This is a genomic window from Planctomycetota bacterium (genome assembly GCA_033763975.1).
In the GTDB taxonomy this organism is placed as follows: Bacteria; Planctomycetota; Phycisphaerae; order Phycisphaerales; family UBA1924; genus RI-211.
Map to the genome: position 1 here is coordinate 15486 of JANRJM010000002.1, position 16251 is coordinate 31736.

The 16251-nt window shown below is 70.2% G+C and carries 10 protein-coding genes; all 10 read left to right on the forward strand.

The genetic code is table 11. The features are described 5' to 3' along the window. Positions 1-277: 277 nt before the first annotated feature. The 10 genes from SFY69_01440 to SFY69_01485 all read left to right on the forward strand — a co-directional run bounded on the left by SFY69_01440 (position 278) and on the right by SFY69_01485 (position 16237). Positions 278-1984 carry a glycine--tRNA ligase gene (locus SFY69_01440; GenBank protein MDX2130698.1) on the forward strand — a complete coding sequence of 569 codons (1707 nt, stop codon included), beginning with the start codon at positions 278-280 and terminating at the stop codon, positions 1982-1984. Positions 1985-2980: 996 nt separating this feature from the next. Continuing rightward, entirely contained in the window at positions 2981-4240 is a 1260-nt protein-coding gene (locus SFY69_01445; protein ID MDX2130699.1) for an RtcB family protein, read from the forward strand. Positions 4241-4331: 91 nt separating this feature from the next. Beyond that, complete coding sequence (locus SFY69_01450) at positions 4332-5654, forward strand: methyltransferase (protein MDX2130700.1); 1323 nt, start codon at positions 4332-4334, stop codon at positions 5652-5654. Between the two features lie 24 nt (positions 5655-5678). Next, positions 5679-7160 carry a methyltransferase gene (locus tag SFY69_01455; GenBank protein MDX2130701.1) on the forward strand — a complete coding sequence of 494 codons (1482 nt, stop codon included), beginning with the start codon at positions 5679-5681 and terminating at the stop codon, positions 7158-7160. 189 nt (positions 7161-7349) lie between these two features. Further along, positions 7350-8657 carry an efflux RND transporter periplasmic adaptor subunit gene (locus SFY69_01460; protein MDX2130702.1) on the forward strand — a complete coding sequence of 436 codons (1308 nt, stop codon included), beginning with the start codon at positions 7350-7352 and terminating at the stop codon, positions 8655-8657. Then, complete coding sequence (locus tag SFY69_01465) at positions 8654-9454, forward strand: ABC transporter ATP-binding protein (protein MDX2130703.1); 801 nt, start codon at positions 8654-8656, stop codon at positions 9452-9454. Before SFY69_01460 ends, SFY69_01465 begins: the two co-directional genes overlap by 4 nt. Beyond that, positions 9451-10689: an ABC transporter permease gene (locus SFY69_01470; GenBank protein MDX2130704.1), complete on the forward strand. Its 1239-nt coding sequence runs from the start codon at positions 9451-9453 to the stop codon at positions 10687-10689. Before SFY69_01465 ends, SFY69_01470 begins: the two co-directional genes overlap by 4 nt. 93 nt (positions 10690-10782) lie before the next feature. Continuing rightward, positions 10783-12498 carry a TolC family protein gene (locus SFY69_01475; GenBank protein ID MDX2130705.1) on the forward strand — a complete coding sequence of 572 codons (1716 nt, stop codon included), beginning with the start codon at positions 10783-10785 and terminating at the stop codon, positions 12496-12498. A gap of 51 nt (positions 12499-12549) precedes the next feature. Beyond that, entirely contained in the window at positions 12550-13923 is a 1374-nt protein-coding gene (locus SFY69_01480; protein MDX2130706.1) for a pyridoxal-phosphate dependent enzyme, read from the forward strand. A 46-nt stretch (positions 13924-13969) separates the two neighbouring features. Then, a complete protein-coding gene (locus SFY69_01485) occupies positions 13970-16237 on the forward strand; it encodes a M60 family metallopeptidase (GenBank protein MDX2130707.1) in 2268 nt (755 codons plus the stop codon). Positions 16238-16251: the final 14 nt, after the last annotated feature.

Below are 16251 nucleotides of genomic sequence, written 5' to 3' on the forward strand. Positions count from 1 at the left end.
GCGTCCTCCTTTTTCGATGCGTCGGGGGTTGTCCCGACGGGGCGCGCAGCGCGCGCTGCGATCCGACGGTTCTGGCGGCCCCCGAGAGTCTACCGGTGGGCGGCGCGCGCGGATGCGGCCCGCCCCTACCATCCGCTCCTTCAGAGGAGTCCGCATGTCCGAGCAACCCAACGCCGCCCAGCCCGCGCCCGAACAACTCGCCCCCGGTCAGGCCACCCCCGGGCGGCCGAAATCCGACCCGGCGAGCGGCGCCGCCCCCGCCACGGGCGCCAAGAGCATGGACGCCATCATGGCGCTGTGCAAACGCCGCGGCTTCATCTTCCAGGCCAGCGACATCTACGGCGGGATCAACGGGTTCTGGGATTACGGCCCGCTGGGCGCGCAGATGAAGAAGAACCTGCGCGACGCGTGGTGGCAGGACATGATCATGAACCCGTGCTGGGGCAAGAAGGGCCCCGACGGCGAACGCGTGCGCTGCGTGCCGGTGGAGACGCGGATCATCCAGCACCCCAAGGTGTGGGAGGCGAGCGGGCACGTGGGCGGGTTCAATGACCCGATGGTGGATGATAAAGAGACGAAGCAGCGGTTTCGGGCGGATCATCTGATCGGCGTGTACGCGCGCGAGCAGTCGCACGCGTCGATATCCATCCAGACGTATTACGACATTGTTGATGCAGCGCTGGCGGACCAACTCTTGCCCGCGCGGACGTTTGTCGGCAACGTGGGCGAGGTGTACGACCAGTTGTCGAGCGACGCGAAGAACAAGCTGCTCAAGCCATTGCGGTTCATCGGCGGGATGGGCGCCGATCGCGAGAAGATCGCGGCGTGGGGGATGGCTCTCATCGACGACCAGCATAAGAAGGAACTGGCCGCGGTCGTCGTCGCGGTGCCGATGGCGGCGCTGAAGGCTCGATCCGCGTCCATGCCCTCGCCGTTCACGGGAAAAGCCGGCCACCTGACCGAACCCCGTCAGTTCAATCTCATGTTCTCGACGTATGTCGGCGCGACGGCGAGCGAGGACGACAAGGCCTACCTCCGCCCCGAGACCGCACAAGGCATCTTCGTGCAGTTCAAGAACGTGATCGACTCGTCGCGCGTGAAGATCCCGTTCGGCATCGGCAACACGGGGACGAGTTTCCGCAACGAGGTCACTCCCCGCAACTTCACGTTCCGCTCGCGCGAGTTTGAGCAGGCGGAGCTCGAGTTCTTCTGCCATCCCGACGAGAGCCAGGCGTGGTACGCGTTCTGGCGTGATTTCCGCATGGAGTGGTGGAAGTCGATCGGGCTCGGGGGCGACAACCTGATCCTGCGCGAGCACGCGAAGGACGAACTCTCGCACTATTCGTGCGGGACGAGCGACGTGGAGTATCGCTTCCCGTTCACCGCGCCGGGGTTCGGCGAGCTCGAGGGGATCGCGCACCGGGGCAACTACGACCTCACGCAGCACGCCAAGCACTCGGGCGCGAAGCTCGAGTACTTCGACCAGGAGCGGGGCGAGCTGCTGCCCAACGGGTCACGCCGGGGCGAGCGGTATCTGCCGCACTGCATCGAGCCCGCGGCGGGGCTGGACCGGGGCGTGCTCGCGCTGCTGTGCGAGGCGTACAGCGTGGACCCGAGCCGCCCCAGCCCGGAACTGCTGAAACTGCACCCGCGGATCGCGCCGATCAAGGCGGCGGTCTTCCCGCTGGTGAACAAGGACGGGATGCCGGAGGTGGCGGAGCGGCTGTACGACGAGTTGTTCGCGAAGTTCGGCCGCGACGGGTTCATCGAGACCGACGCCAAGCAGAGCATCGGCAAGCGCTACGCCCGCATGGACGAGGCGGGCTGCCCGTTCTGCCTCACGATCGACGGCGAAACGCTGACGAACCAGACGGTGACGCTGCGCGATCGTGACACGGGGAGCCAGCAGCGCATCGCGCTCGACCAGGTCGGTGCGTTCCTGAGCGAGAAGCTGCACTTGACGCACCCTTTCTCACGCCCTTAGGGAGCGCCGCGGACATACGTCATCATTTGCTTGAAATCCGTTTCAATTCACACAAGGACCACCCAAACGCCGGGATGTCGAAAAGAAGTGTAAACCTCTCGAACAGCGTGAGCGAGAATCGAAGGCAGTTCCTTGCGCTCAGCGAGTACTGAAACAATACAGGACGAGATCGTTCGCGAGGTACAATCGGCCTTTCCACCCATCGGCATATCCACCTTCTCGGGATTGCTGGCACATCTCGACTTGGGGCACTCGTCGATTCGCGCCAGTGAACGTCCCAAAGAACAGATCGGAGAGCAGCGAGCGACGGACACTCTCGCAGCTGCTCACCGAAACATAGCCAGAGCATGCCAAGAGATATTTTGGCAAAAGGACGTTCCAGATTTAGTTCCGAAGGGGACGGCGCTTTAAACTCTACAAGGCAGATTCTTGCAGGCCACAGCACCTCAACGCCGGCGGGGAGTGTGGTTGAATCCGCCGGGGGTAGAATCCATCTCGACCCGCCCTGAGACCCCGACTTTGGATGCAGATTGAATCGAAAATCATATACGGATTCTGAGACCATATCTAGGTATCCCTCTACTCGCGTACCGCTATCTGCATGCGCGGGTTCCGCATCTACGACTGCAGCCGCTGGTATTTTATCGCGAGCACGCGGCGGGACACTTCCGTGTTTTGCTGCTTCAAAGCAGATGATAGGGTGCTTTCGGAGAAGAGAGTCAACTTCATGTCCGCATCGATCATTACATGTCTTGCATATTTGTATCTGGGGACAGTATTTAATAATGCATCGTGGCACTATATGTTCGCGGGACAATTGGCCTAGAACTATTTTACCACAGTATGGACAGTACTTTCCAGAAGTCTGCATGCTGCCTCCAGTTCATGAACGCACTCGGACATTTGATCAACGATAGCATCTTGATGACAACCCCGTTACACGACGTTTTTCGCAAGTAGTCTTGACCATCAACGGATCTGACATGATAATTGAGAATGACCAGCCGGCGCGCGTCGTACAACCTGTGGGGTTCGGTCGGCGAAGACTTCGACCGGGCGTCGCTGGACCAGCTGCTGCGCGCGTGCGGCCTGCCGGTGGCGGCCGCGGGGGCGTTGATGCCGGATGCGCATGTAGGGTATGGGCTGCCGATCGGGGGCGTGCTGGCGACGCGCGGCGTGGTGATCCCGTACGCGGTGGGCGTGGACATCGCGTGCCGCATGAAGCTGACGGTGCTCGACCTGCCGGTGGCGCACTTCGAGAAGGAGCGTCGGCGCGAGCAGTTGGCGGGGGCGATCGAGGAGCGGACGCGGTTCGGGGTGGGATCAGAGTTCGAGATCCCGCACGAGCACCCGGTGCTGGATCTCGATTGGGGCGTGTCGCACATCACCAAGGGCATGAAGGACCGGGCGCGCAAGCAGCTCGGCACGAGCGGGTCGGGGAATCACTTCGTGGAGTTCGGGCGGCTCACGGTGTTCGAGGGCGGGCCGCGGGGCGTGGCGCAGACGTGGCTGGGCGGCTCGCACGCGCGGTGGGACCTTGCGCCGGGCGAGTACGTGGCGCTGCTGAGCCACTCGGGCTCGCGCGGCACGGGCGCGCAGGTGTGCAACCACTATTCGGCGCTGGCGCGGAACCTGCACCCGGAGCTCGAGGGCGAGGTGGGGCGCCTGGCATGGCTGGACCTGGCGAGCCAGGCCGGGCAGGAGTACTGGGCGGCGATGAGCCTGATGGGCGAGTACGCGGCGGCGAACCACGCGTGCATTCATCGCGGGATCGTGGCGCACCTGGGCGTGGACGTGCTGGCGGAGGTGGAGAACCACCACAACTTCGCGTGGAAGGAGACGCACCGCATCGTGGGGGCCGACGGGGTGGCGCGCGAGGAAGACGTGATCGTGCATCGCAAGGGCGCGACGCCGGCGGGCGCGGGCGTCATGGGCGTGATCCCCGGGTCGATGGCGGCGCCGGGGTTCGTTGTGGTGGGCAAGGGGAGCGAGGCGTCGCTGCACTCGGCGAGCCACGGCGCGGGGCGGCGGCTGTCGCGCACGAAGGCGCGCGAGCGGTACCGGTTCTCGGCGGTCCGGGGCGAGTTGGCGAAGCGCGGCGTGACGCTGCTCTCGGCCGGGGGCGACGAGGCGCCGGGCGCGTACAAGGACATCGAGCGGGTGATGTCGATGCAGCGCGACCTGGTGGAGGCTGTCGCGCGGTTCGACCCGGTGATCGTGAAGATGGCGCCGGACGGGGAGAAGCCCGAGGATTAGTGGCGGCGGGCGCGGGGCGTGCTACATTCGATGAGTGCCCGATGACGCCGCGTGTTGCCTGACACCGCCGGACGCGGAGGCATTGCGCCGCGTGGGGGAGGCGGTACGCACGGCGCTGGTGGATGGGGCGCGGGCGCCCGGGGTGGCGGGGCTGCTGGCGCGCGGGGGGGAGTTGGACGCGGAGGCGGCGTCGGAGTCGGAGCGGTCGCTGCTGATCCGGACGGGGCTGGCACGCCGGAAAGGCGGCGTGCTCCGCGCGCTCGCGCGTGCGGACGCGTGGGACGGGCTGTTGTACCTGCACGACGCCGCGCAGGGCGAGGAGGGGCGCGACACGGTGTACGGCGTGGGGCCGAACACCAAGGCGCTGCTGCGGATGACGCCCCGGGTGCCGGGCGAGCGGGCGCTGGACGTCGGGTGCGGGCAGGGGATGTGCGCGTTCACGTCGGCGCGCCACTGCGCGGTGAGCGTGGGGAGCGACATCAACCGGCGGGCGGTGCACCTGGCGCGGGTGGGCGGGGCGCTGAACGGGCTGACGGGGGCGGAGTTCCGGGCGGGTGCGCTGCTGCAGCCGGTGGCGGGCGAGACGTTCGACCTGGTGACGTGCAACGCGCCGTTCGTGTTCAGCGGGACGCGTTCGGTGCACGAGGGCGGTGCCGCGGGAAGCGGCGATGACTTCACGCGGGCGCTGCTCGAGGGGCTCCCGTCGGCGCTGCGCGAGGGCGGGTTCGCGGCGGTGCTGTGCAACTGGGAGCACGAGAGGGCGGACGACTGGTCCGGCGAGATGCGCGCGCTGCTGGAAGGCGGGGCGTGCGACGCGTGGGTGGTACGCCTGCGGACGAGCACGACGGCGGGCGTGCAGGAGCGGTGGTTCGCCGATGCGCGCGACCCGGACGTGCGCGATGAATCGGCGGACGTCGAGAGCCTCCGGCGCTGGCGCGAACACCTGCACGCGCGCGAGCGCCACCTCACCATGGGCTTCGTGTTCCTGCGTCGGCGGAGCGGGCGGACGTGGTTCCGCGCCGACACGCAGCGCCTGACGCCCGGCGACGAGCCGGCGGGCGCGCAGGTGGAGGCGGTGTTCAGGGCCGAGACGTTCGTGCGATCGCTCGCGGACGAGAGCGTGCTGGACCACGTGTACGAGCCCGCGTGCGACCGGCGCGAGCGCGAGGAAGAGCGCGGGATGGTGATCACCGAGCACGCGCGCGGGCTGCGGTTCAGCATGGCGATGGAAGCGCCCGTCCGCCGCGTGCTGGGGGCGTTCGACGGGGAGCGGACCGCGCGACGGGTGCTGCACGACGTGTTCGGCGACGACGGCGGCCCGCACGCGCCCAGAATTGTGACGGAGCTGCTCCGGCGCGGGTACATCGCGGCCTCGGGGCGAACAGGCGACGGGCAAGCGTCGCGGGCGGGGTAGCGAGGTTCGCTACGATCGTGCCTCATGGCGCTGGCACCTTTCGCGGACATCTTGGGGGCGGACCTGTCGGGGGTTCGTGGAGCGCTGCTCGCGGCGCCGTACGACCTGGAGAAGGCGACGCGGATCGACCGTGCCGCGGTGATGATGAACGCGCTGGACATGGACGCGGCGCTGGAGGCCGTGCCGGGCGACGAGCCCGGGCACATCGCGACGCGCCTGTTCATGCTGGCGCGGGCGGAGACGGCGGAGGCGCTGGGTCGGGTTTTTCCCACCCGGGACCGCGACCTGCTGCTGTCGCTGGGCGTGCTCGAGCGCGACGGCGCGCGGTACCGGGCGGGCATCTCGATCCTGCCGATGGACGAGGGGCTCGTCACGCGCGACTTCAACGCGCTGATCGACAAGCGCCCGATGCGCCCGGATCATGTGCTCGGCGCCGGGCCCTCGGCGCAGCTCCTGCTGGGGCTCACCGTCCGGCGCCCCGCGCGCCGGGTGCTCGACCTGGGCGTGGGGCAAGGCGTGCAGAGCCTGGCGGCGGCGGCGCACGCGGGGCAGGTGCTGGGCACCGACATCAACCCCCGCGCGCTGTCGGCGGCGGCGCTGACGGCGAAACTGAACGACCGCGCGAACATCGCGCTGCGCCAGGGGAGCCTGTTCGAGCCCGTCGCGGGCGAGATGTTCGACCTCATCGTCGCGAACCCGCCGTTCCTGATCGTTCCGCCGTCGGACCTGACGGCCGTCGCGGGGCGGACGGAGGGCGACGCCCTGGTGGAGCGCATCGCGCGGGAAGGTCCGTCGCATCTCGACGACGGGGGCTGGATGTGCATGATGGCGAGCTGGCACCACCCGACGCCCGAGACGTGGGTCGACAAACCCCGCGCCTGGCTCGACGGGCACGGGTGCGACGTGTGGGTGGTGGCGTACGACACGCACACCCCGGACGAGTGCACGATGAAGTTCCGCCTGGAGTTCCCCGACAGCCCGCTGGGCGCCATCCCGCGCGCCGAGTGGCTGCGGTACTACGAGCGGCTCGGGGCGGCGTACATCACGATGGGGGTGTTCTTCGTGCGCCGCCGGCGCGGGGCGAACTGGACGCGACTGGAACGGACGACGCCGGACTTCCGGCGCCCCGGCGCGGGCCGCGTCATCGAGGCCGTCTTCGACAACGAGGCGTTCCTCGCCGAACACCCGGCGGCCGCGCTGCTCGAGCGGCGGGCGACGCTGCTGGACAGTGTCGAGGTCGAGCAGCGCTGGCGGGCGGCGGGGGACGGCGGGCTCGAGGTCGCCTCCGCGATCGTGCGCCACGTGTCGTCGTTGCAACTGCCTCTCAACGCGGCGGCGAGCGTGCTGCGCGTTCTCACGCAGGTCGACGGGGAGCGCACGCTGGGCGAGGTGCTCGACATCGTGGCGGACAGCCTGGGCACGCCCCGGGCCGCGCTGCGGGCGCAGGGCGTCTCGGGGCTGGAGGTCCTTGCGCGACGGGGCGTGTTCCGCCTGCTCGCGGAGTGATCGCTCGCGGATTCCCGGGCGAGTTCCGGCGTAACCGGGCCGCTCGCTCTGCGTACGATCGCGGGGGCGTGAGCACTCGAGTGCAACGGGCGGGTGCGCGGCCCGCGAACCCGGGGCGAAAGTGCCGCGGGGAAAGTCCCAAGGGAAGACTGCGAGTGGGCGGGATGCCCATCCGGGGAGGCTGCCCGCGTGTGGAAGTGGCTGCTGATCGTGTTCCTGCTCCTGGTCGTCGGGTGCGTGGGGAGCGGGTATTACCTGCAGTCGTCGGGCAAGCTTGACGAACTCATGAAGATGGTGCGTCCGGACCTCAAGCCCACCGAGGTGCGGGCGGTGCAGGCGGAGCGCGGGGACCTGGTCCGGACGGTGTCGGCCCCGGGGCAGGTGGAGCCCCGCGTGGTGGTCGAGATCTCCGCGCAGGTGTCGGCCCGCATCATCGCCCTGCCCTTCCGCGAGAACCAGCAGGTCCGCAAGGGCGACGTGGTGGTGCGGCTGGACGCGCGCGACCTCGCCGCGCTGCTGGACTCCGCCAAGGCGCAGCTCCGCAGCGAGGAGGCGCGCCTCGAGGGCGCGCGGGCGGCCGAGGCCAACGCGCGGACGGAGTACGACCGGCGGGTCGAGCTCTTCGCCACCAAGGACATCGCGCAGAGCGAGCTGGACACGGCCCGGGCGGAGCTTCGCCGCGCCGAGAGCGGGCTGCGCGTCGCCGAGCACGCCATCGAGATCGCGCGGGCGAACATCGTCCGCGCCGAGAAGGACCTGGACAACACCGTCATCACGGCCCCCTTCGACGGGGTCATCACGACGCTCAACGCCGAGGTCGGCGAGACGGTGGTTGTCGGCACGCTGAACAACCCCGGGTCGGTCATCATGGAGATCGCCGACCTGGGGGTCATGGTGCTGACGGCACGCATCGACGAGGCGAACATCGCCCCGGTAGTGGAGGGGCAGAAGGCGCGGATCTTCGTCAACGCCTACCCCGAGCGCGCGTTCACGGGCACCGTCGAGAAGGTCGGTCTCAAGCGTCTGCTGGACCGCGACGGGACGGCGTACTTCGAGGCCGAGATCCTCGTGGACCTGCCCGAGGGCGTGCTGCTGCGCTCGGGGCTGACGGCGAACGCCGACATCGAGGTCGAGACGTTCCGCGACGTGGTGAAGGTGCCGAGCCAGGGCGTGCTGGACCGGGCGCGCGAGGACCTCCCGTCCCGCGTCGTGGAGGGGAACGCCAACATCGACGCGAGCACGAAGTTCGCGCGGGTCGTGTACATCATGAAGGACGGGAAGGCCCAGCCGGTGCCCGTGCAGGTCGGGGCCAGCGACCTCACGCACACGGTGGTCCTCGCGGGGCTCGACGCGGGCACGCCCGTCATCGTGGGCCCGTTCAAGGCGCTCGTCGGGCTGCGCCACGACCAGCTGGTCGTCGAGCAGAAGGCCCCCACCCCCGCGACGGCGACCCCGGCCGACGCCACCGCCTCGACACAACCGCAGGGCGCCGGATGAGCACGGACGTCACCATCCGGTTGCGCGACCTGCACAAGGTCTACCGCGTCGGGAGCGAGCGGGTGCACGCGCTGCGCGGCGTGGACCTGGTCATCCGGCGCAACGAGTTCGTGGCGATCATGGGCTCCAGCGGCTCGGGCAAGAGCACGCTCATGAACATCCTGGGCTGCCTCGACCAGCCCACCAAGGGCGAGTACGAGCTCAACGGGCGCAAGACCGAGAAGATGCGGGCCGCCCAGCTCGCGCGCGTGCGCAACGAGGAGATCGGGTTCGTCTTCCAGAGCTTCGAACTGCTGCCCCGCGCCACCGCGCTCAAGAACGTGATGCTCCCGCTGGTGTACTCGCGGCGCAACTGGCTGGGCGCCGGGCGACGGGCGCGCGACGTGCTCCGGCGCGTTGGGCTGGGCGAGCGCATGACGCACCGCCCGAACCAGCTCTCGGGCGGGCAGCGCCAGCGCGTCGCGATCGCGCGGGCGCTGGTGAACGAGCCGAGCATCCTGCTCGCCGACGAGCCCACGGGCAACCTCGACAGCACGACGAGCGAGGAGATCATCGCGCTCTTCCGCAACCTGCACGCCGAGGGGCAGACCATCGTGCTCGTGACGCACGAGGAGGACGTCGCGGGGCACGCCCTGCGGATCGTGCGCCTGCGCGACGGGCGGATCATCTCGGACCACCCGACCGGAGAAGACCCGATCCACCAGGACTACGTGCGGCGGTCGCTCGAGGTGGCGCAGCGGGCCGCGTCCGGGGCGGGAGACGCGGGCGTGACGGCGACGGCGGAGGGCGCCCCGTGATCCTCGTCCGCCTGCTTACGCAGACCGTGCTGCTGGCCCTGGGCCAGATGTGGTCGAACAAGGTCCGCACGTTCCTCACGACGCTGGGCATCATCATCGCCGTCGTCGCGGTGGTCATCACCGTCGCGGCGATGGTGGGCCTCAAGCAGTTCGTGCTCGACCAGTTCGCGACGATCGGCGCGAACAAGGTGTGGATCTTCCCGCGGCGGCCCCCCGAGGCGCGCGAGCGGTTCAGTTTCCGCCAGATCCGCCTCACCGTCGAGCAGGTGGACGGGCTGCTCGCCAACTGCCCGTCGCTCATGCGCCTGACGCCGATCATGCAGCTCAACCCGACGGTGCAGGCGGGCGAACGCGTGCGTCAGGGCGTGCTCGTGCAGGGCATCCGCCCGGAGTGGCACGAGATCGAGCAGCGGTTCGTGACCCAGGGCCGCCCGTTCATGCGGATCGACGAGGACGAACGACGCCAGGTGTGCCTCGTGAACGACAAGGGCATCGAGGAGCTCGGGCTCGACACCGACCCGACGGGCGACTTCGTGCTCATCGAGGGGCGCCGGTTCCTGATCGTCGGCGTGGTGGAGACCAAGAGCCTCTCGCCGATGTTCGGGGGCGACGAGGCGCTGACGGAGATCTACATCCCGTTCGCGACGGGGCTGATGATGCGCCCCGAGCCGGGGATGTACGTCGTGGCGCAGACGCACACGCCCGAGATGTTCGACGACGCCAAGGCCGAGGTACGATTCTTCATGCGCCGGGTGCGCGGGCTCGAGCCCGAGGACCCGGACACGTTCGGCGTGGAATCGATCGAGCAGGCGCGCAGCCAGTTCGGCACGATCGCGGCGGCGATGACCGGCGCGGTGGGCGGGCTGGTGGGCATCTCGCTGCTCGTGGGCGGCATCGGGATCATGAACATCATGCTGGTGTCGGTGAGCGAGCGGACGCGGGAGATCGGCCTGCGCAAGGCCGTGGGCGCGCGCCCCGAGGTCGTGCTGCTGCAGTTCCTGGTCGAGGCGGTGACGCTGTGCCTGGTGGGGGGCGGCATCGGGCTGGGGATCGGGCAGACGCTGGTGCTGGCGATGCGGATGTCGGGCGCGGACGCGGTGAAGGGGGCGGAGATCCCCGCGTGGGCCGTGGTGCTCGCGATCGGGTTCTCGGCGGGTACGGGCGTGATCTTCGGGATGTTCCCGGCGGTGAAGGCCGCACGCCTCGATCCCATCGACGCCCTCCGGCACGAGTAGCGCGGGGGGTCGAGAGATCACGGCCGCGGTGGCGCGGCGATGGGTGTGTCGTTCGGGCGAGCGCGGGGTCGAGCGGGTGCGTCGGGGGGCTGCATGCGGGGACGAACGTCGGGCGTGGTGGTGGTCGCGTCGCTCGTGGTGGCGACGGGGTGGCTCGGGTCGTGCGGGCCGAACCCCTTCACGCGTCACGAGGACGACTACGCCCGGCGCGTGGCGCTCGAACGCCTCCGGAGCATCCGCGAGACGCCCCTGGAGGGCCAGCGGGCGCCGGCGCGTGACGCCGCCGACGAGCAGGGCCGCGCCGCCGAGATCCGCGAGCGGTTCGCGGGGCGCGAGCAGATGGAGCTGGGCATCGAGGAATGCCGCGCCTCGACGATCGAGCACAATCTCGATCTCAAGGTGGCGCTGATCGACCCGACGATCGCGCGGGAGCGGGTGAGCGAGGAGGACGCCCGCTTCGAGAGCGCCTTCACGCTGCGGACGACGTGGAACGAACTCGACTCGCCGACGGCGTCGACGCTCGCCTCGGCCCAGAGCCGCACCCGCACGTTCGTGCCCGGGGTCCGCATCCCGACGCGCACGGGCGGGACGGTGAGCGTGGACCTGCCCGTGACGCGCAACGAGAACGACAACGCCTTCTCGACGCTCAACCCGGCGTACACCTCGGACCTGCAGTTCTCCGTCAGCCACCCGCTGCTGCGCAACGCGGGGCGCCGGGCGAACACGGCCCAGCTCCGCATCCTGGGCTACGAGACGCAGGTCTCCGAAGCGCGGACGAAGCTGGAGGTCATCCGCCAACTGGCCGCGAGCGACCGGGCGTACTGGCGCCTCTACCAGGCCCGGCGCGAGCTGGAGGTGTCGCAGCAGCAGTTCGAGCTGGCGCAGGAGCAGTTGGGGCGTGCCGAGCGGCGTGTGCGCGCGGGGGCGCTGGCCGACATCGAGGTGGTGCGGGCGCAGGCGGGCGTGGCCGATCGGCTCGAGGCGATCATCGTGGCGCAGAACACGGTGCTGCTGCGCCAGCGCGAGCTCAAGCGGATCATCAACCGCCCGGGGCTGGAGCTCGAGTCGCCCACGCTGGTGGTGCCCGCGACGCCCCCGGACCCCGTAGAGTACCTGCTGGATCGCCCGGTGCTCGTCGGCGCGGCGCTCGACAACCGCATGGAGATGCTCGAGCTCGAGCTCCAGCTCGCGGCCGACGCGGTCCGCATCGACTTCGCCCGCAACCAGGCCCTCCCGCTCGTGACGCTCGACTACACCTACCGCATCAACGGTCTGGGCGGCAGCACGCAGGACACCTTCCGCACGCTCGGCGACAACGACTTCGAAGACTGGGAGATCGGGCTGGCGGCGGAGATCCCCCTGGGCAACGAGGGCGCCAAGTCGCGCATCCGCCAGGCGATCCTCTCGCGCCTCTCGCGCCTGGGCACGCGCGAGGCGCGCGAGCGCGCCATCCGCGAGGAGGTGCTCAACGCGGCCGACTCGATCGACGCCGGGTGGCAGCGCATCCTCGCGTCGCGCCAGTCGGTGATCTTGAACACCCGGGCGCTGCAGAGCGAGCAACGCCAGTTCGACGTGGGGAGCTCGACGAGCACCGACGTGCTCGACGCCGCGGCTCGCCTGGCCGACGCGCAACTCTCGGAGGTGCGGGCCCTGGCCGACTACCAGATCGCGCAGATCGACCTCGCGTTCGCGAGCGGGACGATGCTGGGGGCGAGCAAGGTGACGTGGGAGTTCGCGCCGCCGCCCGAGGTGAGCCGGTGGGGGACCGAGGCCGAGCACGCCCCGCCGCCCCAGGACGGGGAGGAGTAGCGACGCCGGCGCGCGAGGCCGCCCGGCGGGTCGGGGCGATACCCTCTCCCCATGACGATCCACCCCGACATTCTCGCCGCCGTGGGCAACACCCCGCTCGTCCGCCTGAACAAGGTCGTCGGGCCGAACGACGCGACGGTGCTCGTGAAGTGCGAGTACATGAACCCGACCGGCTCGGTGAAGGACCGGATGGCGGTGCACGTGCTGAACGAGGCGGAGCGGCAGGGGCTGATCCGCCCGGGGGGCACGATCGTCGAGAACACGAGCGGGAACACCGGGCAGGGCGTGGCGATGTGGGCCGCCGTCAAGGGCTACCGCTGCGTCTTCACCATGCCCGACAAGATGAGCATCGAGAAGGTCAACATGCTCAAGAGCTTCGGGGCCGAGGTGGTCATCACGCCCACCGATGTGCCCGGCGACAGCCCGCAGCACTACGTGGAGACGGCCAAGCGCATCGCGCGCGAGACGCCCAACGCGTTCTACCTGAACCAGTACCACAACCCCCGCAACATCGACGCGCACGAGCTCTCGACCGGGCCCGAGCTGTGGCGCGACACCGCCGGCAAGTTCGACGTCTTCGTCGCCGGGGCGGGCACCGGTGGCACGGTCAGCGGCGTGGGGCGCTTCCTCAAGAAGACCGCCCCGCACGTCCGCGTCGTCGGCGTCGACCCCATCGGCTCCATCCACTACCACTACTTCTACACCAAGACCATGCCCACACCGCACGTCTACAAGGTCGAGGGCGTCGGCGAGGACATCCTCTGCCAGGCCATGGACTATTCCGTCGTCGACGAGTTCCACCAGGTCTCCGACAAGGAGTCCTTCACGATGGCCCGGCGCCTCGTGCGCGAGGAAGGCCTGTTCTGCGGCGGGTCCTCCGGCAGCAACGTCCACGTCGCGGTCAAGCTCGCCAAGCAACTGGGCCCCGGCAAGACCATCGTCACGATCCTGTGCGACAGCGGCACGCGCTACATCACCAAGTTCCTGCAGGACTCGTGGATGAAGGACTACGGCTTCATGGGGGGTGACTACGACCTCGGGCTCGTCGAGGAGATCCTCGCCTCGCGCCCGCCTCAGAAAGTCATCACCGCCTCCGACAGCACGCCCGTCGGGCAGATCATCGACCTCTTCAAGACGCACGGCGTGTCGCAGGTGCCGATCCTGGACGCCGCCGGACACCCCGTCTCGATGGTGCACGAGGTCGATGTGCTGCGCGGGCTGCACGGCGGGAAGATCGACAGCAGCGCCCCCGCCAAGGCGATCGCCCACCCCATCGGCGGGCTGATCTACCCCAAGGCCCGCATCGAGGAACTTTTCCGGATCTTCGAGACCGACCAGGTGGGCGTCGTGGTCGACTCCGGGCGCATCGTGGGCATCGTGAGCAAGATCGACGTGCTCGAGTTCATGTCCGCGCGCGGGAAGTGAGCGCCGGCCGCGCCAGCCCGCGAACGGCGCGCAGGGGGGGTCCGTCATGCTGTCCGCCGCTCGCGTGCTCTGCGCCGTCCTCGCCGCGCTGCCCGGCGGTGCGGGCGCGGCCCAGCCATCGGGCGAGACGCCCGCGCTGGCCGCCCACCGCCCCACGACGCAGGAGGCCGACACCGCCGCGCTGCGAAAGGGAGTGCGCTCGATCGCCGCCCCGGGGGTGCCCGGGCCGCTCGTCGTCTTCGGCCCGGGGGCGTTCGCGGTCGTCACCGGCGCGGAGGGCAAGGGCGTGTCGATGCCGGTCGTGGTCGCGGCCCGCGCGGGGCCCGGGCGCGTGGTCGCGTTCGGGCACACGGGCTGCCTCGACGCGAGCGCCCTGGGCGTGGGCGACACCGGCACGCTGATGCGCAACGCGATCGCGTGGGCGGGCGTGCCGCAGGCGGCGCCAAAGGTGGGCGTGATCCTGAACCCGCCGCTGGCCGAGGCGCTGGCGCGCCTGGGTGTCGATGCCGTCGCCCTGCCCGCCGATTGGGATCGCGGGCCCGGCGCGCTCGCGGGCGTCGATGTGCTGTGCGTGCCGACGCACGCGCTCTCCGCGGCGCAGCGCGACCGCGTCCGACGCTTCATCGCGGGGGGCGGCGGGGTGCTGGCCTCGGGGCTCGGCTGGGGCTGGCTGCAACTGAACCCGGACAAGGCCATCCGCGAGCACCCGGGAAATGACCTCTTCGAGCACATCGGCATCGCCTGGGGCGACGGCACGCTCGATCGCACCGCGCCGGACGGCTTTCGCGTCGACGACGCGCCGCTCGCGCCCGCCCTGCACGCCCTCCGCGCGCTCGACGCCTTCGAGCACGCCGCATCCAACGCCCCGCACGCCCCGGACCAGGCCAAGCCCGACACGCAGGCGGCCCACGCGCTGACGGCGGCGGTGCGCGTCGTGCCCCCGAACCACGCGGTGCTGGCGCGCACCCGGCGTCTGCTGGAAGGCCGCACGCAGGCGCTGGTGCCGACGCAGGGCTCGCCGCTGAAGGCCTCGCAATCGCTGGAGCGGGTGCTGCTGGCGCTGCAGGTGGAGTTGGAGAAGCAGAGCCGCCCCGAGCAGGTGCGGGCCCACCCCGCCGCGGCACACTTCCCGGGCGAGGTGCCGGCGACTACCCCGCGTGTGCAGCGCACGGTGCGGATCAGCACGGACGTGCCGGGGTGGCACTCGACGGGCCTGTACGCCGCCCCGGGCGACGTGGTGCGTGTCGGCGTCTCGACGCCCGCGCCCGGCGTGCGCGTGCGCATCGGTTGTCACACCGACCACCTGTGGCACCACGACGCGTGGCGTCGCGTGCCCGACATCTCGCGGGTCTTTGCGCTGACGGGCCCGTCGACCCGCGTCGCGAGCGCATTCGGCGGGCTGGTCTACATCGAAACGCCGGGACGCGGCGGGAAAACGCTCGACATCGAGATCGTGGGCGCGGTCGCCGCTCCGCGCTTCGTGCGGGGCCAGACCACGCCCGCCGAGTGGGAGGCGCTGCGCGAGCGCCCGGGCGCGTGGGACGCCCCGTGGGGCGAACTCGAATCGTCGAAGGTCATCCTCAGCGTGCCGAGCGCCGCGCTGCGCGCGATCGACGATCCCGAGGCGCTCATGGCCTTCTGGGACGCCATCTCCGACGCCCACGCCACGCTCGCGACGATCCCGCTCGACCCGCCCCGCCCCCACCGCTTCGTGCCCGACATCCAGATCAGCGCCGGGTACATGCACAGCGGCTACCCCATCATGACCCACCTGGACGCCGTCGACGACATGACGGTCCTCGCCACGCTGCGCGCGGGCTCGTGGGGCCTGCTGCACGAGTTGGGGCACAACCACCAGGAGGGCGACTGGACGTTCGAGGGCACGGGCGAGGTGACGTGCAATCTCTTCGCCCTGCACGCCATCGACACGATCTGCGCACCCCCCGCCGCGAGCCGCGGGCACCCGGGCGTGGACGCCCCGCCCGCGCTGGCGCAGCACCTGGCGGCGGGCGCGCCGTTCGAGAAATGGAAGGCCGACCCGTTCCTCGCGCTGCACATGTACGTGCAACTCGAGCGCGCGTTCGGGTGGGACACCTTCAAAGCGGTCTTCGCGGCGTACCGCGCGCTGCCCCGCGACGAGCGCCCGCGCAGCGAGATGGACAAGCGCGACCAGTGGATGGTCCGCTTCAGCCGCGCGTGCGGGCGCAACCTCGGGCCCTTCTTCCAGGCCTGGGGCGTGCCCACCAGCGACGCCGCCCGCGCGTCGATCGCCGACCTGCCGGCGTGGATGCCCGAGGGCTGGCCCGGGCGGTAGCGGCGGGCGCCCGC